The organism is Aeribacillus pallidus, from assembly GCF_050478865.1.
In the GTDB taxonomy this organism is placed as follows: Bacteria; Bacillota; Bacilli; order Bacillales; family JACDOC01; genus JACDOC01.
Window position 1 is genome coordinate 21,146 of record NZ_JBCNBW010000016.1, and the last position, 22,996, is coordinate 44,141.

Here is a 22,996-nt window from a genome sequence, read left to right on the forward strand (position 1 = left end):
AAGTTGAATGTGTTTTCACTCGCAACCTTTATTAGTGGGAGGTAATTCCGTTAAAACCACAATTGAGGAGGAAAAAAGAATGGCTAAAAAAGGTAAAAAATATTTAGAAGCTGTAAAATTAATTGATCGTTCGAAAGCTTACTCTGTAGAAGAAGCAATTGAATTAGTGAAAAAGACAAACTTTGCGAAATTCGACGCAACTGTTGAGGTTGCCTTCCGTCTTGGTGTTGATCCAAAGAAAGCTGACCAACAAATTCGTGGTGCAGTTGTTCTTCCAAACGGAACTGGTAAAACTCAACGCGTATTAGTTTTCGCGAAAGGTGAAAAAGCGAAAGAAGCAGAAGCTGCAGGTGCAGACTACGTAGGAGATGCTGATTACATCAACAAAATCCAACAAGGTTGGTTTGAATTTGATGTAATCGTAGCAACACCTGATATGATGGGTGAAGTAGGTAAACTTGGTCGTATCTTAGGTCCTAAAGGTTTAATGCCAAACCCTAAAACAGGTACAGTTACATTTGATGTAGAAAAAGCAGTGAAAGAAATTAAAGCTGGTAAAGTAGAGTACCGTGTGGATAAAGCTGGTAACATCCATGTACCAATTGGTAAAGTTTCTTTTGAAAACGAAAAGCTTGTTGAGAACTTTACAACAATCTACGAAACAATGCTTAAAGTAAAACCAGCTGCTGCAAAAGGTACGTACATCAAAAACGTCACTGTAACTTCTACAATGGGACCTGGTATTAAAGTAGATCCATCTTCTTTTGCTGTGAAAAATTAATTTGACATCCACCTTTCTTTGTAGTAATATACAAGATGTTGTGATAATTGAATAACATTTGTACCGTAGACAGTAGGTGCTTCATCTGAAGCTTAATTTCCTACCGAGGTAATGACGATATAGATTGAAAAGCTTATGAATAGGCTTTGATTTATACTACCTCCATGTCTACGGCATGGAGGTTTTTTATGGACGGTATAAATGTTTGGTGATTAATTCTACAGGAGGTGTAAGAATGAGCAGCGCTATCGAACAAAAGAAACAAATCGTAGAAGAAATCGCTGAAAAATTTAAAAACAGCGTTTCTACAATTATTGTTGACTACCGTGGTCTGAACGTTGCAGAAGTAACTGAACTTCGTAAGCAACTTCGTGAAGCGGGAATTGAATTCAAAGTTTACAAAAACACATTAACTCGTCGTGCTGCTGAAGCGGCTGGGTTAGAAGGTTTAAACGACGTTTTAACTGGTCCAAACGCAATCGCGTTCAGCAACGAAGATGTAGTTGCTCCAGCGAAAATTTTAAATAACTTCGCGAAAGAACACAACGCACTTGAAATTAAAGCAGGTGTAATTGAAGGTAACATCGCGACACTTGAAGAAGTTAAAGCTCTTGCTGAACTTCCATCTCGCGAAGGCTTACTTTCTATGCTTCTCAGCGTGCTTCAAGCACCAATGCGCAACTTCGCTCTTGCTGTCAAAGCGGTTGCCGAGCAAAAAGAAGAGCAAGGCGCGTAAGTTAATGAAAGTTAGTTAAGTGACGATATATGAAAAACTATATTATTAAGGGAGGAAATTGAACATGACTAAAGAACAAATTATCGAAGCGATTAAAGAAATGACAGTTCTTGAATTAAACGATCTTGTTAAAGCAATCGAAGAAGAATTTGGTGTAACTGCTGCTGCTCCTGTAGCTGTTATGGGTGGCGCTGCTGCTGGTGACGCTGCTGCTGAGAAAACTGAATTCGACGTTGTACTTGCTGATGCAGGTGCTCAAAAAATCAAAGTTATCAAAGTTGTTCGTGAAATCACTGGTCTTGGACTTAAAGAAGCAAAAGAACTTGTTGACAACACTCCAAAACCACTTAAAGAAGGCGTTTCTAAAGAAGAAGCTGAAGAAATCAAAGCGAAACTTGAAGAAGTTGGAGCTAACGTTGAAGTTAAGTAATGATGTTACAGAAAAAAAGCTCGCTGCATAGCGAGCTTTTTTTCCTACTATGAATTTTGTTCTCCTGATATCAGTTCCCGGCATTTTAGGAACTCCTTCAACCCCAATATCCTACATGAATTCTCCGATGGAGGCGAGAACTTTGACAAATCATTATTACTCCCGAACACCAGATGTTGAAAGCAAGCCATTTCAATGGGAATTTACTTTACGAAATCACCGCTTTCTTTTTAAAGCCGATCAAGGAGTCTTTTCGAAGAAAGAGGTCGACTTTGGTTCCCGTTTGCTCATTGAAATGTTCGAATTGCCAGAAGTCGAGGGTCCGATTTTAGATGTAGGTTGTGGGTACGGTCCTATCGGGTTATCACTTGCTAAATCATATCGTGATCGTACCGTCCATATGGTGGATGTCAACCTTCGAGCACTCCAGTTAGCTGAAGAAAATGCTCGTTTAAACCACATCACAAACGTAAAAGTATATGAAAGTGACCGATTGGATGGTGTAAAAGATGGGATTTTTGCAGCGATCGTCACAAACCCACCGATTCGTGCCGGTAAAAAAGTGGTACACGAAATTTTTGAGCAAAGCTTTGAGCACTTAGCAAAAGGTGGCGAGTTGTGGGTAGTCATACAGAAGAAGCAAGGAGCTCCATCTGCCATGGAAAAAATTGAACAACTTTTTGGTACAGTTGAGATCGTAGAAAAGAAAAAAGGGTACTACATTCTAAAAGCGAAAAAACGTTGACGTTCAAAAATGCCTATGTTAATATTATAAAATGCCAACATATTATTTTTCGGTGTTGCGTTAGAAATTTATACACGTTGTATAAAAAATGGATAAAAAGGAAATAATAGAAAAATAATAGCTCGTCATGTGAAAATGTGGTTTTTTTAAAACCCTTTTTCTTTTTGTCTTATGGTAGGATGGCTGTCCTTATATAAGACATGATAGACGCAATTAAAACGCTTGAATTTGAGGGGTGAATCAGTTGACAGGTCAACTAGTTCAATATGGACGACACCGCCAACGCAGAAGTTTTGCACGAATTAGTGAAGTATTAGAATTGCCAAACTTAATTGAAATTCAAACCTCTTCTTATCAATGGTTTCTTGATGAGGGTCTGAGAGAAATGTTTCAAGACATTTCTCCTATCGAGGACTTCACAGGAAATCTCTCTTTAGAGTTTATTGATTACAGTTTAGGTGAACCTAAGTATTCTGTAGAAGAGGCGAAAGAACGAGATGTTACGTATTCTGCACCTCTTCGTGTAAAAGTTCGTCTTGTCAATAAAGAGACTGGTGAAGTCAAAGACCAAGAAGTGTTTATGGGCGACTTCCCGTTAATGACGGAGACAGGAACGTTCATTATTAACGGGGCGGAACGCGTTATCGTATCCCAGCTCGTTCGTTCACCAAGCGTTTATTATAGCGGAAAAATTGACAAAAACGGTAAAAAAGGCTTTTCGGCAACCGTTATTCCAAACCGCGGTGCTTGGCTCGAGTACGAAACTGATGCAAAAGATGTAGTATATGTACGTATTGACCGTACACGGAAACTGCCTGTAACGGTTCTTTTGCGTGCTCTTGGTTTTGGCTCTGATCAAGAAATCATCGATTTGATTGGGGATAATGAATACATTCGGAATACATTAGAAAAAGACAATACAGAAAGTACAGAAAAAGCGTTATTAGAAATTTATGAGCGTCTTCGTCCAGGAGAGCCACCTACAGTAGAAAATGCGAAAAACTTACTTATTTCCCGTTTCTTTGATCCGAAACGTTATGATTTAGCAAGTGTTGGACGTTATAAAATTAATAAAAAGCTTCATATTAAAAATCGTTTGTTTAATCAGCGTCTTGCAGAACCGTTAGTGGATCCTGAAACAGGGGAAATTGTTGTTGAAAAAGGAACGCTGATCGACCGTCGTACGTTAGACACAAAAATTTTACCTTTACTTGAAAAAGGTGTAGGTCTACGCACGTTCCATCAGTCTGGTGGCGTAGTAGAAGATGAGATTGTATTACAGTCTATTAAAATTTACGCTCCAAACGAAGATGGAGAAAAAGTCATTAATGTGATTGGGAATGCCAACGTCGATGAGCATGTAAAAAATATTACACCTGCTGATATTATTGCTTCTATTAGTTACTTCTTCAACCTACTTTATGATGTAGGGGATACAGACGATATCGACCATCTAGGAAACCGTCGTCTTCGTTCAGTTGGTGAATTGTTACAAAACCAATTCCGTATTGGTTTATCCCGTATGGAACGTGTTGTCCGTGAACGGATGTCCATTCAGGATACGAATACAATTACACCACAACAATTAATTAATATTCGTCCTGTTATTGCATCGATTAAGGAGTTTTTCGGAAGCTCCCAGTTATCTCAATTCATGGACCAAACAAATCCGTTAGCAGAATTAACACATAAACGTCGTTTATCTGCATTAGGACCTGGTGGTTTAACTCGCGAACGTGCAGGTTTCGAAGTTCGTGACGTTCACTACTCTCACTATGGTCGTATGTGTCCGATTGAGACTCCAGAGGGTCCAAACATCGGTTTGATTAACTCATTATCCACATACGCAAAAGTAAACCGTTTTGGATTTATCGAAACTCCTTATCGTCGTGTCGATCCTGAAACAGGAAAAGTAACCGATCAAATTGACTACTTAACTGCTGACGAAGAAGACAACTACGTAGTAGCTCAAGCAAATGCTCGCTTAGCGGAAGACGGTTCTTTCTTAGACGAAGAAGTAGTTGCGCGTTTCCGTGGTGAAAACACAGTTGTGAAGAGCGACCGTGTTGATTACATGGACGTTTCACCAAAACAAGTAGTTTCCGCTGCAACAGCATGTATCCCGTTCTTAGAAAACGACGACTCTAACCGTGCGTTGATGGGTGCAAACATGCAACGTCAAGCAGTGCCGTTATTACAACCAGAAGCTCCAATCGTAGGTACAGGTATGGAATATGTATCTGCTAAAGACTCTGGAGCAGCGGTTATTTGTAAGCATGACGGTATCGTAGAGCATGTGGAAGCCCGCGAAATTTGGGTGCGTCGTGTGACAGAAGTAGATGGTAAAGAAGTTAAAGGAGATTTAGATAAATATCGCTTACAAAAATTTGTCCGCTCTAACCAAGGGACATGCTATAACCAACGTCCAATCGTGAGTGTAGGTGACCGCGTCTCTAAAGGCGAAATTTTAGCAGACGGACCATCAATGGATAAGGGGGAACTTGCGTTAGGTCGTAACGTACTAGTTGCCTTCATGACATGGGATGGTTACAACTATGAGGACGCGATCATTATGAGCGAGCGTCTCGTAAAAGACGATGTATATACGTCCATCCATATCGAAGAATATGAGTCTGAATCTCGTGATACGAAGCTTGGTCCAGAAGAAATTACTCGCGACATTCCAAACGTTGGTGAAGATGCATTACGTAATCTTGATGAGCGTGGAATTGTTCGCATTGGTGCGGAAGTAAAAGATGGAGACTTACTAGTAGGTAAAGTCACACCTAAAGGAGTTACTGAACTAACAGCAGAAGAACGCTTATTACACGCCATTTTTGGAGAGAAAGCTCGTGAAGTGCGCGATACTTCCCTACGTGTACCACATGGTGGTGGAGGTATTGTCCTTGACGTTAAAGTGTTCAACCGTGAAGATGGTGACGAATTACCACCTGGCGTTAACCAATTAGTACGAGTATACATTGTTCAAAAACGTAAAATTTCCGAAGGTGACAAAATGGCAGGTCGCCACGGTAACAAAGGTGTTATCTCACGTATCCTACCGGAAGAAGATATGCCATTCCTACCGGATGGAACTCCGATTGATATCATGTTAAACCCATTAGGGGTACCTTCTCGTATGAATATCGGTCAGGTGTTAGAGCTTCATTTAGGTATGGCGGCTAAGCGTCTCGGTATCCATGTGGCGTCCCCTGTATTTGATGGTGCCCGTGAAGAAGATGTTTGGGCAACGATCGAAGAAGCAGGAATGGCGCGCGATGCAAAAACAGTTCTTTACGATGGACGTACAGGTGAACCGTTCGATAACCGGGTATCCGTTGGTATCATGTACATGATCAAACTCGCTCACATGGTTGATGATAAGCTTCACGCACGTTCAACTGGTCCGTACTCACTTGTTACGCAACAGCCTCTTGGTGGTAAAGCTCAGTTTGGTGGTCAGCGTTTCGGTGAGATGGAGGTTTGGGCACTTGAAGCGTATGGTGCCGCATATACACTACAAGAAATCCTTACGGTGAAATCGGACGATGTAGTTGGTCGTGTGAAAACGTATGAAGCCATTGTAAAAGGTGAAAACGTACCAGAACCTGGTGTACCTGAATCGTTCAAAGTATTAATAAAAGAACTTCAAAGCTTAGGTATGGACGTAAAAATCCTATCTAGCAATGATGAAGAAATTGAAATGCGTGACTTAGAAGATGATGACGATACTCATCAAGCAGATACGTTAAATATCGCCCCTGAAGCAAAACAAACTGAACCAGTAGGGACGAAAGAATAATTTATTTAGGAGCAATTAGGGTAAAACCTGTAGATCAAAAGGGAGGTAGGCCCCTTGCTAGATGTAAATAACTTTGAATATATGAAAATCGGTCTAGCATCACCAGATAAAATCCGTTCATGGTCATACGGTGAAGTAAAAAAACCTGAAACGATTAACTATCGTACGCTGAAACCAGAAAAAGATGGTTTATTCTGTGAACGTATTTTCGGTCCAACAAAAGACTGGGAATGTCACTGCGGTAAATATAAGCGTGTTCGCTATAAAGGTGTCGTTTGTGACCGATGCGGTGTAGAAGTTACTCGTGCAAAAGTACGACGTGAACGTATGGGTCACATCGAGCTAGCTGCTCCAGTCTCTCACATTTGGTACTTTAAAGGTATTCCGAGCCGAATGGGACTTGTCTTAGACATGTCCCCTCGGGCTCTGGAAGAAGTTATTTACTTTGCTTCTTACGTCGTAACAGATCCAGGAGATACACCGTTAGAGAAGAAGCAGCTTCTTTCTGAAAAAGAATACCGTGCATATCGCGAAAAATATGGTCAAAAATTTCAAGCTTCGATGGGGGCTGAAGCGATTAAAAAGCTCCTTCAAGAAATTGACCTTGATAAAGAAGTAGAATACTTAAAAGAAGAGTTAAAAACATCCCAAGGCCAACGTCGTACACGCGCCATCAAACGTTTAGAAGTATTAGAAGCATTTCGTAATTCAGGAAACCGTCCGGAATGGATGATTTTAGACGTTCTTCCGGTCATTCCACCGGAACTACGTCCAATGGTTCAACTAGATGGTGGTCGTTTTGCGACATCTGACTTAAACGACTTATATCGTCGCGTAATTAACCGTAACAACCGTTTAAAACGTTTATTAGATCTTGGGGCTCCTAGTATTATCGTTCAAAACGAAAAGCGTATGCTTCAAGAAGCGGTAGACGCATTAATCGATAACGGTCGTCGCGGTCGTCCGGTTACTGGACCAGGCAATCGTCCGCTTAAATCACTTTCACATATGTTGAAAGGTAAGCAAGGTCGTTTCCGTCAAAACCTATTAGGTAAACGTGTTGACTATTCTGGCCGTTCGGTAATCGTCGTTGGTCCAAACTTAAAAATGTACCAGTGTGGTCTTCCAAAAGAAATGGCGCTTGAGCTATTTAAGCCGTTCGTTATGAAAGAGCTTGTAGAAAAAGGACTTGCGCACAACATTAAGAGTGCGAAACGGAAAATCGAGCGTGTTCAACCAGAAGTGTGGGATGTATTAGAGGAAGTTATTAAAGAACATCCGGTTCTATTAAACCGTGCACCAACACTACACCGCCTCGGTATTCAAGCGTTCGAACCAACTCTTGTTGAAGGTCGTGCGATTCGCTTACACCCACTTGTATGTACAGCGTATAACGCCGACTTTGACGGAGACCAAATGGCGGTACACGTACCGTTATCTGCTGAAGCACAAGCTGAGGCACGCTTACTCATGCTTGCTGCTCAAAACATCTTGAATCCGAAAGATGGTAAACCGGTTGTAACTCCTTCACAAGACATGGTATTAGGTAACTATTATTTAACAATGGAACGTGAAGGGGCAATTGGTGAAGGTAAAGTCTTTAAAGATACAAATGAAGCACTGATTGCTTATCAAAACGGATATGTACACTTACATTCTCGTATTGCGATTCACGCCGGCTCGTTAAATAATGAGACATTTACGGAAGAGCAAAACAAAAAGTTATTAATCACAACGGTCGGTAAGCTCATCTTTAATGAAATTTTACCAAACTCGTTCCCATACATTAACGAGCCAACGAAAGAAAACTTAGAAGAGCGAACACCTGATAAATATTTTGTAGATACAACAACTAATGTAAAAGAACATATTAAAAACCAACCGCTCGTACCACCGTTTAAGAAGAAAATTCTTGGTAGCATCATTGCGGAAGTATTCAAGCGTTTCAAGATTACGGAAACATCCAAAATGCTTGACCGCATGAAAGACCTTGGATTTAAATACTCGACAAAAGCGGGTATTACGATTGGTATCGCTGACATTGTCGTATTAGGTGAAAAAGAACAAATCTTAAAAGAAGCTCAAGCAAAAGTAGACAATGTCATGAAACAATTCAGACGTGGTCTCATCACAGAAGACGAACGTTACGATCGAGTTATTTCTATTTGGAGTGCGGCTAAAGATACCATCCAAGGCAAATTAATGGAAACGCTCGATAAGTTAAACCCAATCTTCATGATGAGCGATTCCGGTGCCCGTGGTAATGCATCAAACTTCACACAGCTAGCAGGTATGCGCGGTCTTATGGCCAACCCTGCTGGACGAATTATCGAATTACCAATCAAATCAAGTTTCCGCGAAGGTTTAACAGTATTAGAGTACTTCATTTCTACACACGGTGCTCGTAAAGGTCTTGCGGACACAGCATTAAAAACAGCAGACTCTGGTTACTTAACTCGTCGTCTCGTAGACGTAGCACAAGACGTCATTGTACGTGAAGACGACTGTGGAACTGACCGAGGGTTGCTTGTTCGCGCATTAAAAGATGGAACAGAAGTTATTGAATCGTTAGAAGAACGTCTCATCGGTCGATATGCGCGGAAAACTGTAAAGCATCCAGAGACAGGTGAAGTACTAGTTAAAGAAAATGAAATGATTAATGAAGATATCGCCCGTGCTATTGTTAGTGCCGGAATTGAAGAAGTGTGGATTCGTTCTGCCTTCACATGTAATACACGTCACGGAGTATGTAAAAAATGTTACGGTCGCAACTTAGCAACTGGACAGGACGTCGAGGTTGGCGAAGCAGTTGGTATTATTGCTGCTCAATCCATCGGTGAGCCTGGTACACAGTTAACGATGCGTACATTCCACACAGGTGGGGTTGCAGGAGACGACATCACACAAGGTCTTCCACGTGTTCAAGAGCTATTTGAAGCACGTAACCCGAAAGGTCAAGCGGTCATTTCGGAAATTGATGGTGTAGTTATCGCCATTAACGAAGGTCGTGACCGACAACACGAAATTGTTGTTCAAGGTGAAGTCGAAACACGTACGTACTCTGCACCGTACACTGCTCGCTTGAAAGTATCGGTAAACGATAAAGTTGAACGCGGACAAGAACTAACAGAAGGTTCTATCGATCCGAAGGAACTTCTAAAAGTGCGTGATGTAGCAGCCGTTCAAGAGTACTTGTTACGCGAAGTTCAAAAAGTTTACCGTATGCAAGGGGTAGAAATCGGTGACAAACATATCGAGGTTATGGTTCGTCAAATGCTTCGTAAAGTTCGTGTCATCGATGCTGGAGACACTGATGTACTACCAGGTACATTACTTGATATTCACCAGTTTACTGACGCAAACGAAAAGGCGTTAAAAGAAGGGAAAATTCCGGCGACTGGACGTCCAGTATTGCTTGGTATTACAAAAGCGTCTCTTGAAACAGACTCCTTCTTATCAGCGGCATCCTTCCAAGAAACTACTCGTGTGTTAACGGATGCAGCTATTAAAGGAAAACGTGACGAATTACTCGGATTAAAAGAAAACGTCATTATCGGTAAACTAGTTCCAGCCGGAACAGGTATGCAGCGTTATCGTAAAGCCGAGGCTGTCATTGTGAAGAAAGAAGATTCTTCAGCTGTAACCGTTGAATAATAATTTTGGCATACCGCTTAGGGCGGTATGCCATTAAATAAATTTATTGTAAACGATATTGACATACCATTTTATTGATGATAATATATTCAAGGTTGCTCCTAAAAACCTGTCACTTTGGAGGATATGAGACATGTCTTATGAAAAAGTAGCACAGGCTGACAATTTAATTGTTGGTACAAAACAAACCGTTAAAGCTTTAAAAGCAGGAAATGTCCTAGAAGTGATTATTGCTGAAGACGCTGATCCAAAAGTAGTTAACAAAGTAATTGAGATCGCGAAGGACATGAATGTACCACTTACCAAAGTGGACTCGATGAAAAAGCTTGGAAAAGCTTGTGGAATAGATGTTGGGGCAGCAACTGTAGCTATAACACGTTAAACTTGTTTTTGTAGATATTGCATCTGCAAAAACTTTGTTTTTGTCAAAAAATGAACCACCTGGATGTGTGGGCTTAAGAAAACTATGAAGGGAGGAAATTTTAATGCCTACAATTAACCAATTAGTGCGCAAACCACGTAAATCTAAAGTTACTAAATCAAAATCTCCTGCGCTTAATAAAGGCTACAACAGCTTCAAGAAGGTACACACAAACGTATCTTCACCACAAAAGCGCGGTGTATGTACTCGTGTTGGTACAATGACACCGAAAAAACCAAACTCAGCGTTACGTAAATATGCTCGTGTACGCTTAACAAACGGTATCGAGGTAACAGCATACATCCCTGGTATCGGTCACAACTTACAAGAACACAGCGTAGTATTAATCCGCGGTGGACGTGTAAAAGACTTACCGGGTGTACGTTACCATATCGTTCGTGGTGCTTTAGATACAGCTGGTGTTGAAAACCGTAAACAAGGCCGTTCTAAGTACGGTACTAAAAAACCTAAAGAGAAAAAATAATAAAAAAACTTGATAGTCTTACCGAAAGGAGGAATTTTCATGCCACGTAAAGGACCTGTAGCAAAAAGAGATGTATTACCAGATCCAATTTACAACTCTAAATTAGTTACTCGTCTAATCAACAAAATTATGGTTGACGGTAAAAAAGGAAAAGCACAAAAAATTCTTTATTCTGCATTTGATATCATTCGTGAGCGTACAGGTAAAGATCCAATGGAAGTATTTGATCAAGCGCTTAAAAACGTTATGCCTGTACTAGAAGTACGCGCTCGCCGTGTTGGTGGTGCGAACTACCAAGTACCAGTTGAGGTACGTCCAGATCGTCGTACTACATTAGGTCTTCGTTGGTTAGTAAACTACGCTCGTCTTCGTGGAGAGAAGACAATGGAAGAGCGTCTAGCAAACGAAATCCTAGATGCGGCAAACAATACTGGTGCAGCTGTTAAGAAACGTGAGGACACTCACAAAATGGCGGAAGCAAACAAAGCGTTTGCTCATTATCGTTGGTAATTTTGTTTTTAATATAAATACTAAACTCACTTAAGGAAGGAGAAATTACGACATGTCAAGAGAGTTCTCCTTAGAAAAGACTCGTAATATCGGTATCATGGCTCATATCGATGCCGGTAAAACAACAACTACAGAGCGTATCCTTTTCTACACAGGACGCATCCACAAAATCGGTGAAACTCACGAAGGTGCGTCCCAAATGGACTGGATGGAACAGGAGCAAGAACGCGGTATTACGATTACTTCCGCTGCAACAACTGCACAGTGGAAAGGTCATCGTATTAACATCATCGATACTCCGGGACACGTAGACTTCACAGTTGAGGTTGAACGTTCCCTTCGTGTACTTGATGGTGCTGTAGCCGTTCTTGACGCTCAATCTGGTGTTGAGCCACAAACTGAAACAGTTTGGCGCCAAGCAACAACTTACGGAGTACCACGTATCGTTTTTGTTAACAAAATGGACAAAATCGGTGCGGACTTCCTTTACTCTGTAAAAACGTTGCACGATCGTTTGCAAGCAAATGCTCATCCAATCCAATTACCAATTGGTGCGGAAGATCAATTCGAAGGTATCATCGACCTAATCGAAATGAAAGCTTACTTCTATCTAGATGATCTAGGTACTCGTACTGATGCTCGTGACATTCCAGACGAGTATAAAGATCAAGCAGAGGAATACCGTGCAAAATTAATCGAAGCGGTAGCTGAGCTTGATGAAGAATTAATGATGAAGTACCTAGAAGGTGAAGAAATCACTAACGAAGAACTTAAAGCAGCGATCCGTAAAGGTACTGTAAACGTTGAATTCTTCCCTGTACTTTGCGGTTCTGCTTTCAAAAACAAAGGTGTTCAGTTAATGCTAGATGCAGTATTAGATTATCTTCCATCTCCAGTGGATGTACCTGCTATTAAAGGTGTAAATCCTGACACTGAAGAAGAAGATATTCGCCCATCTAGCGACGATGAGCCATTCGCAGCACTTGCGTTCAAAGTTATGACTGACCCTTATGTTGGTAAATTAACGTTCTTCCGTGTGTACTCTGGTACGTTAGATTCTGGTTCTTACGTACTTAACTCTACAAAAGGAAAACGTGAACGTATCGGTCGTATCCTACAAATGCATGCGAACCACCGTGAAGAAATTTCTCGCGTATACTCCGGTGACATCGCAGCTGCTGTAGGTCTAAAAGATACAACAACTGGTGACACTCTATGTGACGAAAAGAACCCTATTATTCTTGAGTCTATGGAGTTCCCTGAACCAGTTATCTCTGTAGCTATTGAGCCGAAGTCAAAGGCTGACCAAGATAAAATGTCTACTGCTCTACAAAAACTACAAGAAGAGGACCCAACGTTTAAAGCTCATACAGATCCAGAAACTGGTCAAACAATTATCGCAGGTATGGGTGAGCTTCACTTAGATATCATCGTTGACCGTATGAAACGTGAGTTCAAAGTTGAAGCGAACGTTGGTGCTCCACAAGTATCTTACCGTGAAACATTCCGTAAGTCCGCTCAGGTTGAAGGTAAATTCGTACGTCAATCTGGTGGTCGCGGTCAATACGGTCACGTTTGGATCGAATTCTCTCCTAACGAAGAGGGTAAAGGATTCGAATTCGAAAACGCGATTGTTGGTGGTGTAGTACCACGCGAATATATCCCAGCGGTTCAAGCTGGTCTTGAAGACGCAATGCAAAACGGTGTACTTGCTGGTTACCCACTTATCGATATTAAAGCAAAACTATTTGACGGATCATACCACGATGTTGACTCAAGTGAAATGGCATTCAAGATTGCAGCTTCTATGGCATTAAAGAATGCAGCAGCCAAATGTGACCCTGTACTTCTTGAGCCAATTATGAAAGTAGAAGTTGTAATCCCTGAAGAATACCTTGGTGACATCATGGGTGACATCACTTCTCGTCGTGGTCGTGTAGAAGGTATGGAAGCTCGCGGTAACGCACAAGTAGTAAAAGCTTTTGTTCCGCTTGCTGAGATGTTTGGTTATGCAACATCTCTACGTTCTAATACTCAAGGACGTGGAACATACACTATGCACTTCGATCACTACGAAGAAGTTCCTAAAAATATCGCCGATGAAATTATTAAGAAAAATAAAGGCGAATAATTGATTTTACATCTTTAATCAAGTATAACTACTATTGTAAGCTATGGAAGCTTTGGAGGTGGACAACCACCTCCAGGCACCATATATATACTTAACTAATTAAAATTAAAAGGAGGATTTCCTAATGGCTAAAGAAAAATTTGACCGTTCAAAACCACACTGTAATATTGGTACAATCGGTCACGTTGACCATGGTAAAACTACTTTAACAGCTGCGATTACTACAGTTCTTGCTAAGCGTTCTGGTAAAGGTACAGCTATGGCTTACGACCAAATCGACGCTGCTCCAGAAGAGCGTGAACGCGGTATCACAATCTCAACTGCACACGTTGAGTACGAAACTGACAACCGTCACTATGCACACGTTGACTGCCCAGGACACGCTGACTATGTTAAAAACATGATCACTGGTGCAGCTCAAATGGACGGTGCAATCCTTGTAGTATCTGCTGCTGACGGTCCAATGCCACAAACTCGTGAGCATATCCTTCTTTCTCGCCAAGTAGGTGTACCATACATCGTAGTATTCTTAAACAAATGCGATATGGTAGACGACGAAGAGCTTCTTGAACTTGTAGAAATGGAAGTTCGTGACCTTCTTTCTGAATACGACTTCCCAGGTGATGAAGTACCAGTAATTAAAGGTTCTGCTCTTAAAGCGCTTGAAGGCGACGCTGAGTGGGAAGAAAAAATCATCGAGCTTATGAACGCTGTTGACGAGTACATCCCAACTCCAGAACGCGACACTGACAAACCATTCATGATGCCAGTTGAGGACGTATTCTCTATCACTGGTCGTGGTACAGTTGCAACAGGTCGTGTTGAGCGCGGTATCTTAAAAGTTGGTGACGAAGTAGAAATCATCGGTCTTCAAGATGAACCAACTAAAACAACTGTTACTGGTGTAGAAATGTTCCGTAAGCTTCTTGACCAAGCTGAAGCTGGTGACAACATCGGTGCTCTTCTTCGTGGTGTAGCTCGCGACGAAGTACAACGTGGTCAAGTATTAGCTAAACCAGGTTCTATCACTCCACACACTAAATTTAAAGCTGAGGTTTACGTTCTTTCTAAAGAAGAAGGTGGACGTCATACTCCATTCTTCTCTAACTATCGTCCTCAGTTCTACTTCCGTACAACTGACGTAACTGGTATCATTACTCTTCCAGAAGGCGTAGAAATGGTTATGCCTGGAGATAACGTTGAAATGACTGTAGAACTTATCGCTCCTATCGCGATTGAAGAAGGTACTAAATTCTCTATCCGTGAGGGTGGACGTACAGTAGGAGCAGGCGTTGTTTCTTCTATTATGGAGTAATAACGTCTAATCGGAAAGCAGGTGGCGTTTGCCGCCTGCTTTTTTTGTTCCTTAACGTATTTTAACTAATATATATGATTGTTTTTTGTCTTCATTCGATCTATAACGTAAAGGATTTTACTTTTAAGAAAGATTTTGAATCAAGAAGAAAGATAAAAGTCAGGTTGAAAAACATTTAGAAACTAAGTATAATAGTTGAAGTGTATGGAAGTAGGAAAAACTTCTAAATACATGTTGAAACCATTTAGGTTTTTAGGTATAATAGACAATGTTGGTCTTTGACTGCGATGAAGTGGAAGGTTGCTGACACACCCGGCCGCTTTGCCATGGCGAGTGTGTGGGAAATTTCCATGGAGAATGTCTATTTATAAAATAGGCGATAAAGGAGGGAAAATAATGGCAAAACAAAAAATTCGCATTCGTTTAAAAGCGTATGATCACAGAATCCTTGATCAATCTGCAGAAAAAATTGTGGAAACAGCAAAACGTTCTGGTGCAAGCGTGTCTGGTCCGATTCCGCTTCCAACAGAAAAATCTGTTTACACAATTCTTCGTGCGGTTCACAAATATAAAGATTCTCGTGAACAATTCGAAATGCGCACACACAAACGCTTAATCGATATCATCAACCCAACTCCACAAACGGTTGATTCTCTAATGCGATTAGACTTACCGTCTGGTGTTGACATTGAAATCAAACTTTAATGAATAAAAAGCAAACATTTAGGAGGTGTGACTCATGACCAAAGGAATCTTAGGAAGAAAGATCGGAATGACGCAAGTATTCACTGAAAACGGTGACCTTATTCCTGTAACGGTTATCGAAGCTACTCCAAACGTTGTTCTTCAAAAGAAAACAATTGAGAACGACGGTTATGAAGCGATCCAACTTGGCTTCGAAGACAAGCGTGAAAAGCTTGCGAACAAACCTGAAAAAGGTCACGTAGCAAAAGCGAATACTGCTCCTAAGCGCTTCATTCGTGAAATTCGTGGTGTAAACTTAGATGAGTATGAAGTTGGTCAAGAGGTTAAAGTAGATATTTTCGCTGAAGGCGATATCGTAGATGTAACAGGTATTTCTAAAGGTAAAGGATTCCAAGGTGCAATTAAACGCCATGGACAATCTCGTGGACCTATGTCACACGGTTCTCGTTATCATCGTCGTCCTGGTTCAATGGGACCTATTGCTCCAAACCGTGTATTCAAGTCTAAAGAATTGCCTGGACGTATGGGTGGAGAAAAAGTTACTATTCAAAACCTTCAAATCGTAAAAGTAGATGCTGAACGCAACCTACTTTTAGTAAAAGGTAATGTTCCAGGTCCGAAAAAGGCATTACTTAAAATTAAAAGTGCGGTAAAAGCAAAATAAAGACTTCTTAGGAAAGGAGGAACAAAGGAATGCCAAAAGTAGCTTTATATAACCAAAGTGGATCTCAAGTTGGTGAAATCGAACTGAAAGATTCCGTATTTGGTATCGAGCCAAATAAACATGTACTATTTGAAGCAGTAGTTATGCAACGTGCTTCCTTACGTCAAGGAACACATAAAGTTAAAAATCGTGCTGAAGTAAGCGGCGGCGGACGCAAACCATGGCGTCAAAAAGGTACTGGTCGCGCACGTCACGGATCTATCCGTTCTCCACAATGGCGTGGTGGTGGTACTGTATTCGGTCCAGTTCCTCGCAGCTACAGCTACAAGTTACCTAAAAAAGTACGCCGTTTAGCAATTAAATCAGCGCTTTCTACAAAAGTATTAGAAGAAAACATTTTAGTTCTTGAAGCACTTTCTTTCGATGCACCAAAAACGAAAGAATTTGCTAACATGTTAAAGAACTTATCTGTGAACACTAAAGCGCTAGTAGTTATGGATGGATTAGATGAAAACGTAGCACTTTCTGCACGTAACATCCCTGGTGTAACAGTAGTAGAAGCTACCGGAATTAACGTACTTGATGTTTTAGGTCATGATAAACTAATCATGACGAAAGCAGCGGTCGAAAAAGTAGAGGAGGTGCTTGGATAATGGATGCACGAGATATCATTAAGCGCCCCGTCATCACTGAACGTTCTATGGAATTAACTGCTGAGAAAAAATATACGTTCGAAGTTGACGTAAAAGCTAACAAAACACAAGTGAAAGACGCTGTTGAAGAAATTTTCGGTGTAAAAGTTGCCAAAGTAAACATCATGAACTACAAAGGTAAGTTCAAGCGTATGGGACGTTACGCTGGTTACACTAACAAGCGTCGTAAAGCAATTGTTACTTTAACTCCAGATAGCAAAGAAATCGAATTCTTTGAAGTATAATGATTTAATTAGAAGAGGAGGGAAAAAGAAATGGCGATCAAAAAATACAAACCTACCTCTAATGGTCGTCGCGGCATGACAGTTTCTGATTTCGCTGAAATTACTACTGATAAGCCAGAGAAATCATTACTTGCGCCTCTTAAAAAGAAAGGCGGCCGCAACAACCAAGGTAAGTTAACTGTTCGTCATCAAGGTGGCGGTCATAAGCGTCAATACCGTATCATCGACTTCAAGCGTGATAAAGATGGTATACCAGGACGCGTTGCCACAATCGAGTACGATCCAAACCGTTCAGCAAACATTGCGTTAATTAACTATGTTGATGGTGAAAAACGCTACATCATCGCTCCAAAAGGTTTAAAAGTTGGTATGGAAGTAATGTCTGGTCCAGATGCAGACATTAAAGTAGGTAACGCATTACCACTTGCAAACATTCCTGTAGGTACAGTAATTCACAACATTGAGTTAAAACCAGGTAAAGGTGGACAATTAGTACGTTCTGCAGGTGCGTCTGCACAAGTCCTTGGTAAAGAAGGTAAATATGTACTTGTTCGCTTAACTTCTGGTGAAGTTCGTATGATTCTTGCTACTTGCCGTGCGACAGTAGGTCAAGTAGGTAACGAGCAACACGAACTTATCACAATTGGTAAAGCAGGACGTGCTCGTTGGTTAGGTAAACGTCCTACAGTTCGTGGTTCTGTTATGAACCCTGTCGATCACCCTCACGGTGGTGGTGAAGGACGTGCTCCTATCGGACGTAAGTCACCAATGACTCCATGGGGTAAACCAACTCTTGGATTCAAAACTCGTAAGAAGAATAACAAGTCTGATAAATTTATCGTACGTCGTCGTAAAAAATAACGGGATTGTACTACGGTTCAGTAAGCGAACCGTAGAGCAATCACGAAGGGAGGTTCAATTATGGGTCGCAGCTTGAAAAAAGGACCTTTTGTTGATGAACATTTAATGAAAAAGATCGAAAAGTTAAACGAAACTGGCAGCAAACAAGTAATTAAAACTTGGTCTCGTCGTTCTACGATCTTTCCACAGTTCATCGGTCATACTATTGCTGTGTACGATGGACGTAAACATGTTCCTGTGTACATTACTGAAGATATGGTAGGTCACAAACTTGGTGAATTCGCGCCTACTCGTACTTACAAAGGTCACGCTAGTGACGACAAGAAAACAAAACGCTAATGAGGGGAGGGCATCCTAATGCAAGCTAAAGCTGTTGCTAGAACAGTTCGTATTGCTCCTCGTAAAGCTCGTTTAGTTGTAGATTTAATTCGAGGAAAGCAAGTAGGTGAAGCAGTTGCTATCTTACGTCACACTCCAAAAGCTGCTTCTCCAATTGTAGAAAAAGTACTTAAATCTGCAGTTGCGAACGCAGAGCATAACTACGATATGGACGTAAACAACTTAGTAATTACTGAAGCTTATGTAAACGAAGGTCCAACTTTAAAACGCTTCCGCCCACGTGCAATGGGTCGTGCGAGCCAAATCAACAAGCGCACAAGCCACATCACTATCGTGGTATCAGAAAAGAAGGAGGGATAATTCGTGGGTCAAAAAGTACATCCAATCGGTCTGCGTATCGGTATTATCCGTGATTGGGAATCTAAATGGTACGCTGAGAAAGATTTCGCAGATCTTTTACACGAAGACCTTAAAATTCGTGAATATATCGCGAAACGCTTAGCTGACGCTTCTGTATCTCGTGTAGAAATCGAACGTGCGGCAAATCGTATTAACATCACTATTCATACTGCTAAGCCTGGTATGGTTATTGGTAAAGGTGGTACAGAAGTTGAAGCACTTCGTAAAGCACTTAACCAATTAACAGGCAAACGTGTTCATATTAACATCGTTGAAATCAAAAAAGCTGATTTAGATGCTAAATTAGTTGCAGAAAACATTGCTCGTCAATTAGAAAACCGTGTATCTTTCCGTCGCGCACAAAAACAAGCGATCCAACGTGCAATGCGCGCAGGTGCGAAAGGTATTAAGACAATGGTATCTGGTCGTCTTGGTGGTGCAGATATCGCTCGTTCTGAACACTATAGTGAAGGAACAGTTCCACTTCATACTCTTCGCGCTGACATCGACTACGCTCATGCTGAAGCGGACACAACTTACGGTAAACTTGGCGTGAAAGTATGGATTTATCGTGGAGAAGTCCTTCCTACTAAGAAGAAAACTGAGGAAGGAGGCAAATAATTATGTTAATGCCTAAACGCGTGAAATATCGTCGTCAACACCGCGCAAAATTAAGCGGTCGTGCAAAAGGTGACACTAACGTTACATTCGGCGAATTCGGATTACAAGCTCTTGATGCAGCTTGGGTAACAAACCGCCAAATCGAGGCAGCTCGTCGTGCGATGACTCGTTATATGAAACGTGGCGGTAAAGTGTGGATCAAAATTTTCCCACACAAACCATTCACTGCTAAACCGCTTGAAGTACGCATGGGTTCCGGTAAAGGTGCTCCTGAAGGTTGGGTAGCAGTTGTTAAGCCTGGTAAAGTAATGTTCGAAGTAGCAGGCGTTTCTGAAGAAGTAGCTCGTGAAGCACTTCGTCTTGCATCCCACAAACTTCCTGTAAAGTGTAAGTTTGTAAAACGAGAAGAAATTGGTGGTGAATCAAATGAAAGCTAAAGAAATTCGTGAACTAACCACTGCCGAAATTGAACAAAAAGTTAAAGCGTTAAAAGAAGAGCTATTCAACCTTCGCTTTCAATTAGCGACTGGTCAGCTTGAAAATACAGCTCGTATTCGCGAAGTGCGCAAAGCGATTGCACGTATGAAAACTGTTATTCGTGAAAGAGAGATCGGCGTAAACAATCGATAATTGAGAGGAGGTTCGCACAATGAGTGAACGCAACCAACGTAAAGTTTACACAGGACGTGTCGTTTCCGATAAAATGGACAAAACGATTACAGTTCTTGTTGAAACTTACAAAAAGCATCCAATTTACGGAAAACGCGTAAAATACTCAAAAAAATTCAAAGCTCATGACGAGCTAAATCAAGCAAAAGTAGGCGATATTGTACGTATCATGGAAACTCGCCCACTTTCTGCAACAAAACGTTTCCGTCTAGTTGAAATCGTAGAAAAAGCTGTTATTATCTAATGGATCGGATATAGGTTGATTCCGAAGGGAGGTAACGTCAATGATTCAACAAGAATCACGTTTAAAAGTTGCTGATAACTCTGGTGCGCGTGAAGTGTTAACAATTAAAGTTCTTGGTGGCTCTGGCCGCAAAACTGCAAACATCGGTGACATCATCGTTGCTACAGTAAAACAAGCAACACCAGGTGGCGTTGTTAAAAAAGGTGACGTTGTTAAAGCCGTTGTGGTTCGTACTAAACGTGGTGTTCGTCGTTCTGACGGCTCTTACATCCGTTTCGATGAAAACGCATGTGTGATCATCCGTGACGATAAGAGCCCACGCGGAACTCGTATTTTCGGACCAGTTGCTCGTGAACTTCGTGAAAAAGATTTCATGAAAATTGTATCTTTAGCTCCAGAAGTTCTTTAATTGAATAAAAGGTAAGGACCATTCAAGGAGGTGCGAACGAAATGCATGTTAAAAAAGGCGACAAAGTAATGGTCATCTCAGGTAAAGATAAAGGGAAAACGGGCGTAATTTTAAAAGCTTTCCCTAAAAAAGATCGCGTATTAGTTGAAGGTGTAAACATCGTTAAAAAGCATGCAAAACCTTCTCAAGCAAATCCACAAGGTGGCATCATTAGCCAAGAAGCGCCGATTCATGTTTCTAACGTAATGCCACTTGATCCGAAAACAGGTGAACCAACTCGTGTTGGTTACAAAGTAGTGGACGGTAAAAAAGTACGCGTAGCGAAAAAATCAGGTGAAGTTCTAGATAAATAAGTCTGTTGATGAAGGGAGGTATTCTAATGAACCGCCTTAAAGAAAAATATCTTAAAGAAATTACTTCAGCTCTTATGAGCAAGTTTAACTATAAATCTGTAATGGAAGTACCAAAAATCGAAAAAATTGTTGTAAACATGGGTGTAGGTGACGCTGTTCAAAACGCTAAAGCGTTAGACATGGCTGTGGAGGAGCTTTCTCTTATCACAGGTCAAAAACCAGTAGTTACTCGCGCGAAAAAATCTATTGCAGGTTTCCGCCTTCGTGAAGGTATGCCAATCGGTGCGAAAGTAACTCTTCGTGGAGAGCGTATGTACGAATTCTTGGACAAACTTATTTCTGTTTCTCTTCCACGTGTTCGTGACTTCCGTGGTGTATCTAAAAAATCGTTTGACGGACGCGGTAACTACACTTTAGGTATTAAAGAACAGCTAATCTTCCCAGAAATCGATTACGATAAAGTAAGCAAAGTACGTGGTATGGACATCGTAATCGTTACTACTGCTAAAACTGACGAAGAAGCTCGTGAGTTATTAACTCTATTAGGAATGCCATTCCAAAAGTAATCGATATAAGGGAGGCGAAAACGTGGCTAAAAAATCAATGATTGCGAAACAAAAACGTACGCCAAAGTTTAAAGTACGTGCATATACACGCTGCGAACGCTGCGGTCGTCCACATGCTGTAATGCGTAAATTTAAACTTTGCCGTATTTGTTTCCGCGAACTTGCATATAAAGGACAAATTCCTGGCGTGAAAAAAGCTAGCTGGTAAAACCCAAGTTTGGGAAGGAGGTAAATTAAATATGGTAATGACAGATCCAATCGCAGATATGCTTACTCGTATCCGCAATGCGAACATGGTTCGTCACGAGTCATTAGAGGTTCCTGCTTCTAATATCAAAAAACAAATCGCAGAAATCCTTAAACGTGAAGGGTTCATCCGTGACGTTGAATATATTGAAGACAACAAGCAAGGTATCATTCGTATTTTCCTAAAATACGGTCCAAACAACGAGCGTGTAATTACTGGATTAAAACGTATTAGTAAACCAGGTTTACGTGTATACGCGAAATCAAACGAAATTCCAAAAGTACTTAACGGTCTTGGAATTGCAATCGTGTCTACTTCTCAAGGTGTTTTAACTGACAAAGAAGCACGTGCGAAGCAAGTAGGCGGCGAAGTTTTAGCTTACGTTTGGTAATATTTCAGACATGAATGGAGGTGCAAGGAATGTCTCGCGTAGGTAAAAAACCTATTGAAATTCCTTCTGGCGTAACAGTTACAGTTGAAGGTGCCACTGTAACTGTTAAAGGCCCTAAAGGTGAACTAACTCGTACATTTAACCGTGACATGAAAATTGAAGTACAAGATAACATCGTAACAGTTTCTCGTCCATCTGACGTTAAGGAACATCGTGCACTACACGGAACAACTCGTGCGATAATCGCAAACATGATCGAGGGTGTTTCTAAAGGCTTCGAAAAATCCCTTGAGCTAATCGGGGTTGGTTACCGTGCTCAAAAGCAAGGTAAGAAACTTGTATTGAACGTAGGTTACTCTCATCCAGTTGAAATCGAGCCTGAAGAAGGTCTTGAAATCGAAGTACCTTCTAACACAAAAGTAGTTGTTAAAGGTGTAGACAAAGAACGTGTTGGTGCTTTAGCAGCTAACATTCGTGACGTTCGTCCGCCAGAGCCTTACAAAGGTAAAGGTATTCGTTACGAAGGTGAATATGTACGTCGTAAAGAAGGTAAAACAGGTAAGTAATGCCGCATAGGTAGAA

28 protein-coding genes and 1 other annotated feature are annotated in these 22,996 nt (G+C 41.1%); all 28 genes read left to right on the forward strand.

Annotation, left to right across the window (positions count from 1 at the left end):
- The first annotated feature begins 79 nt into the window (after positions 1 to 79).
- The 28 genes from rplA (at position 80) to rplF (ending at position 22,980) form a co-directional block, all read left to right on the forward strand.
- On the forward strand, positions 80 to 781 hold the full coding sequence (gene rplA, locus ABES52_RS03910; RefSeq protein ID WP_429649140.1) for a 50S ribosomal protein L1: 702 nt from the start codon (positions 80 to 82) through the stop codon (positions 779 to 781).
- A gap of 45 nt (positions 782 to 826) precedes the next feature.
- Positions 827 to 978 (forward strand) — a sequence feature (ribosomal protein L10 leader region).
- Positions 979 to 1,016: 38 nt separating this feature from the next.
- Positions 1,017 to 1,517 carry a 50S ribosomal protein L10 gene (gene rplJ / locus ABES52_RS03915; protein WP_429649142.1) on the forward strand — a complete coding sequence of 167 codons (501 nt, stop codon included), beginning with the start codon at positions 1,017 to 1,019 and terminating at the stop codon, positions 1,515 to 1,517.
- 64 nt (positions 1,518 to 1,581) lie between these two features.
- Positions 1,582 to 1,947 (forward strand): 50S ribosomal protein L7/L12, encoded by a 366-nt coding sequence (rplL, locus tag ABES52_RS03920; protein ID WP_429649144.1) that lies wholly within the window; start codon positions 1,582 to 1,584, stop codon positions 1,945 to 1,947.
- 142 nt (positions 1,948 to 2,089) lie between these two features.
- On the forward strand, positions 2,090 to 2,692 hold the full coding sequence (locus ABES52_RS03925; RefSeq protein WP_429649146.1) for a class I SAM-dependent methyltransferase: 603 nt from the start codon (positions 2,090 to 2,092) through the stop codon (positions 2,690 to 2,692).
- Positions 2,693 to 2,936: 244 nt separating this feature from the next.
- Entirely contained in the window at positions 2,937 to 6,494 is a 3,558-nt protein-coding gene (gene rpoB, locus ABES52_RS03930; RefSeq protein WP_429649148.1) for a DNA-directed RNA polymerase subunit beta, read from the forward strand.
- A gap of 54 nt (positions 6,495 to 6,548) precedes the next feature.
- Positions 6,549 to 10,148: a DNA-directed RNA polymerase subunit beta' gene (gene rpoC / locus ABES52_RS03935; RefSeq protein WP_429649150.1), complete on the forward strand. Its 3,600-nt coding sequence runs from the start codon at positions 6,549 to 6,551 to the stop codon at positions 10,146 to 10,148.
- Positions 10,149 to 10,281: 133 nt separating this feature from the next.
- Positions 10,282 to 10,530, forward strand: a complete 249-nt coding sequence (locus tag ABES52_RS03940) for a 50S ribosomal protein L7ae-like protein (protein ID WP_429649152.1) — start codon at positions 10,282 to 10,284, stop codon at positions 10,528 to 10,530.
- 103 nt (positions 10,531 to 10,633) lie between these two features.
- Positions 10,634 to 11,053 carry a 30S ribosomal protein S12 gene (rpsL, locus tag ABES52_RS03945; protein ID WP_429649154.1) on the forward strand — a complete coding sequence of 140 codons (420 nt, stop codon included), beginning with the start codon at positions 10,634 to 10,636 and terminating at the stop codon, positions 11,051 to 11,053.
- Between the two features lie 39 nt (positions 11,054 to 11,092).
- Positions 11,093 to 11,563, forward strand: a complete 471-nt coding sequence (rpsG, locus tag ABES52_RS03950) for a 30S ribosomal protein S7 (RefSeq protein ID WP_429649156.1) — start codon at positions 11,093 to 11,095, stop codon at positions 11,561 to 11,563.
- 52 nt (positions 11,564 to 11,615) lie between these two features.
- Entirely contained in the window at positions 11,616 to 13,694 is a 2,079-nt protein-coding gene (gene fusA, locus ABES52_RS03955) for an elongation factor G (RefSeq protein ID WP_429649158.1), read from the forward strand.
- Between the two features lie 124 nt (positions 13,695 to 13,818).
- Entirely contained in the window at positions 13,819 to 15,009 is a 1,191-nt protein-coding gene (gene tuf, locus ABES52_RS03960) for an elongation factor Tu (RefSeq protein ID WP_429649160.1), read from the forward strand.
- 396 nt (positions 15,010 to 15,405) lie between these two features.
- On the forward strand, positions 15,406 to 15,714 hold the full coding sequence (gene rpsJ / locus ABES52_RS03965) for a 30S ribosomal protein S10 (RefSeq protein ID WP_020155511.1): 309 nt from the start codon (positions 15,406 to 15,408) through the stop codon (positions 15,712 to 15,714).
- Between the two features lie 34 nt (positions 15,715 to 15,748).
- Positions 15,749 to 16,378, forward strand: a complete 630-nt coding sequence (gene rplC, locus ABES52_RS03970) for a 50S ribosomal protein L3 (protein WP_429649163.1) — start codon at positions 15,749 to 15,751, stop codon at positions 16,376 to 16,378.
- A gap of 29 nt (positions 16,379 to 16,407) precedes the next feature.
- Complete coding sequence (rplD, locus tag ABES52_RS03975) at positions 16,408 to 17,031, forward strand: 50S ribosomal protein L4 (RefSeq protein WP_429649165.1); 624 nt, start codon at positions 16,408 to 16,410, stop codon at positions 17,029 to 17,031.
- A complete protein-coding gene (gene rplW, locus ABES52_RS03980; RefSeq protein WP_429649167.1) occupies positions 17,031 to 17,315 on the forward strand; it encodes a 50S ribosomal protein L23 in 285 nt (94 codons plus the stop codon). Before rplD ends, rplW begins: the two co-directional genes overlap by 1 nt.
- Before the next feature lie 30 nt (positions 17,316 to 17,345).
- On the forward strand, positions 17,346 to 18,176 hold the full coding sequence (rplB, locus tag ABES52_RS03985) for a 50S ribosomal protein L2 (protein WP_429649169.1): 831 nt from the start codon (positions 17,346 to 17,348) through the stop codon (positions 18,174 to 18,176).
- A gap of 60 nt (positions 18,177 to 18,236) precedes the next feature.
- Positions 18,237 to 18,515: a 30S ribosomal protein S19 gene (gene rpsS, locus ABES52_RS03990; protein ID WP_429649171.1), complete on the forward strand. Its 279-nt coding sequence runs from the start codon at positions 18,237 to 18,239 to the stop codon at positions 18,513 to 18,515.
- 18 nt (positions 18,516 to 18,533) lie between these two features.
- Positions 18,534 to 18,875 (forward strand): 50S ribosomal protein L22, encoded by a 342-nt coding sequence (gene rplV, locus ABES52_RS03995; RefSeq protein WP_429649173.1) that lies wholly within the window; start codon positions 18,534 to 18,536, stop codon positions 18,873 to 18,875.
- A 3-nt stretch (positions 18,876 to 18,878) separates the two neighbouring features.
- Complete coding sequence (rpsC, locus tag ABES52_RS04000) at positions 18,879 to 19,535, forward strand: 30S ribosomal protein S3 (protein ID WP_429649175.1); 657 nt, start codon at positions 18,879 to 18,881, stop codon at positions 19,533 to 19,535.
- Positions 19,536 to 19,537: 2 nt separating this feature from the next.
- Positions 19,538 to 19,972, forward strand: a complete 435-nt coding sequence (rplP, locus tag ABES52_RS04005) for a 50S ribosomal protein L16 (RefSeq protein ID WP_429649177.1) — start codon at positions 19,538 to 19,540, stop codon at positions 19,970 to 19,972.
- Entirely contained in the window at positions 19,962 to 20,165 is a 204-nt protein-coding gene (gene rpmC, locus ABES52_RS04010) for a 50S ribosomal protein L29 (protein ID WP_429649179.1), read from the forward strand. Before rplP ends, rpmC begins: the two co-directional genes overlap by 11 nt.
- A gap of 19 nt (positions 20,166 to 20,184) precedes the next feature.
- Positions 20,185 to 20,448: a 30S ribosomal protein S17 gene (rpsQ, locus tag ABES52_RS04015; protein WP_429649181.1), complete on the forward strand. Its 264-nt coding sequence runs from the start codon at positions 20,185 to 20,187 to the stop codon at positions 20,446 to 20,448.
- A 40-nt stretch (positions 20,449 to 20,488) separates the two neighbouring features.
- Positions 20,489 to 20,857 carry a 50S ribosomal protein L14 gene (gene rplN, locus ABES52_RS04020; protein ID WP_429649183.1) on the forward strand — a complete coding sequence of 123 codons (369 nt, stop codon included), beginning with the start codon at positions 20,489 to 20,491 and terminating at the stop codon, positions 20,855 to 20,857.
- Between the two features lie 41 nt (positions 20,858 to 20,898).
- On the forward strand, positions 20,899 to 21,210 hold the full coding sequence (rplX, locus tag ABES52_RS04025) for a 50S ribosomal protein L24 (RefSeq protein WP_429649185.1): 312 nt from the start codon (positions 20,899 to 20,901) through the stop codon (positions 21,208 to 21,210).
- A gap of 26 nt (positions 21,211 to 21,236) precedes the next feature.
- On the forward strand, positions 21,237 to 21,776 hold the full coding sequence (gene rplE, locus ABES52_RS04030; protein ID WP_429649187.1) for a 50S ribosomal protein L5: 540 nt from the start codon (positions 21,237 to 21,239) through the stop codon (positions 21,774 to 21,776).
- A gap of 22 nt (positions 21,777 to 21,798) precedes the next feature.
- Positions 21,799 to 21,984: a type Z 30S ribosomal protein S14 gene (locus ABES52_RS04035; RefSeq protein WP_429649189.1), complete on the forward strand. Its 186-nt coding sequence runs from the start codon at positions 21,799 to 21,801 to the stop codon at positions 21,982 to 21,984.
- A gap of 31 nt (positions 21,985 to 22,015) precedes the next feature.
- Complete coding sequence (gene rpsH / locus ABES52_RS04040; RefSeq protein WP_429649191.1) at positions 22,016 to 22,414, forward strand: 30S ribosomal protein S8; 399 nt, start codon at positions 22,016 to 22,018, stop codon at positions 22,412 to 22,414.
- 29 nt (positions 22,415 to 22,443) lie between these two features.
- Positions 22,444 to 22,980, forward strand: a complete 537-nt coding sequence (rplF, locus tag ABES52_RS04045; protein ID WP_429649193.1) for a 50S ribosomal protein L6 — start codon at positions 22,444 to 22,446, stop codon at positions 22,978 to 22,980.
- Positions 22,981 to 22,996: the final 16 nt, after the last annotated feature.

What these genes read in the sequence shown, in the direction of transcription:
- fusA (WP_429649158.1), top strand. Translation starts at nt 11,616, where the DNA reads ATGTCAAGAGAGTTCTCCTTAGAAAAGACTCGTAATATCGGTATCATG.
- rplW (WP_429649167.1), top strand. Translation starts at nt 17,031, where the DNA reads ATGGATGCACGAGATATCATTAAGCGCCCCGTCATCACTGAACGTTCT.
- rpsG (WP_429649156.1), top strand. Translation starts at nt 11,093, where the DNA reads ATGCCACGTAAAGGACCTGTAGCAAAAAGAGATGTATTACCAGATCCA.
- rpmC (WP_429649179.1), top strand. Translation starts at nt 19,962, where the DNA reads ATGAAAGCTAAAGAAATTCGTGAACTAACCACTGCCGAAATTGAACAA.
- tuf (WP_429649160.1), top strand. Translation starts at nt 13,819, where the DNA reads ATGGCTAAAGAAAAATTTGACCGTTCAAAACCACACTGTAATATTGGT.
- rplJ (WP_429649142.1), top strand. Translation starts at nt 1,017, where the DNA reads ATGAGCAGCGCTATCGAACAAAAGAAACAAATCGTAGAAGAAATCGCT.
- rplP (WP_429649177.1), top strand. Translation starts at nt 19,538, where the DNA reads ATGTTAATGCCTAAACGCGTGAAATATCGTCGTCAACACCGCGCAAAA.
- rpsH (WP_429649191.1), top strand. Translation starts at nt 22,016, where the DNA reads ATGGTAATGACAGATCCAATCGCAGATATGCTTACTCGTATCCGCAAT.
- rplX (WP_429649185.1), top strand. Translation starts at nt 20,899, where the DNA reads ATGCATGTTAAAAAAGGCGACAAAGTAATGGTCATCTCAGGTAAAGAT.
- rplA (WP_429649140.1), top strand. Translation starts at nt 80, where the DNA reads ATGGCTAAAAAAGGTAAAAAATATTTAGAAGCTGTAAAATTAATTGAT.
- rplL (WP_429649144.1), top strand. Translation starts at nt 1,582, where the DNA reads ATGACTAAAGAACAAATTATCGAAGCGATTAAAGAAATGACAGTTCTT.
- rpsS (WP_429649171.1), top strand. Translation starts at nt 18,237, where the DNA reads ATGGGTCGCAGCTTGAAAAAAGGACCTTTTGTTGATGAACATTTAATG.
- rpsL (WP_429649154.1), top strand. Translation starts at nt 10,634, where the DNA reads ATGCCTACAATTAACCAATTAGTGCGCAAACCACGTAAATCTAAAGTT.
- rplD (WP_429649165.1), top strand. Translation starts at nt 16,408, where the DNA reads ATGCCAAAAGTAGCTTTATATAACCAAAGTGGATCTCAAGTTGGTGAA.
- rplB (WP_429649169.1), top strand. Translation starts at nt 17,346, where the DNA reads ATGGCGATCAAAAAATACAAACCTACCTCTAATGGTCGTCGCGGCATG.
- rplN (WP_429649183.1), top strand. Translation starts at nt 20,489, where the DNA reads ATGATTCAACAAGAATCACGTTTAAAAGTTGCTGATAACTCTGGTGCG.
- rplE (WP_429649187.1), top strand. Translation starts at nt 21,237, where the DNA reads ATGAACCGCCTTAAAGAAAAATATCTTAAAGAAATTACTTCAGCTCTT.
- rplV (WP_429649173.1), top strand. Translation starts at nt 18,534, where the DNA reads ATGCAAGCTAAAGCTGTTGCTAGAACAGTTCGTATTGCTCCTCGTAAA.
- rplF (WP_429649193.1), top strand. Translation starts at nt 22,444, where the DNA reads ATGTCTCGCGTAGGTAAAAAACCTATTGAAATTCCTTCTGGCGTAACA.
- ABES52_RS03940 (WP_429649152.1), top strand. Translation starts at nt 10,282, where the DNA reads ATGTCTTATGAAAAAGTAGCACAGGCTGACAATTTAATTGTTGGTACA.
- rpsQ (WP_429649181.1), top strand. Translation starts at nt 20,185, where the DNA reads ATGAGTGAACGCAACCAACGTAAAGTTTACACAGGACGTGTCGTTTCC.
- rplC (WP_429649163.1), top strand. Translation starts at nt 15,749, where the DNA reads ATGACCAAAGGAATCTTAGGAAGAAAGATCGGAATGACGCAAGTATTC.
- rpsJ (WP_020155511.1), top strand. Translation starts at nt 15,406, where the DNA reads ATGGCAAAACAAAAAATTCGCATTCGTTTAAAAGCGTATGATCACAGA.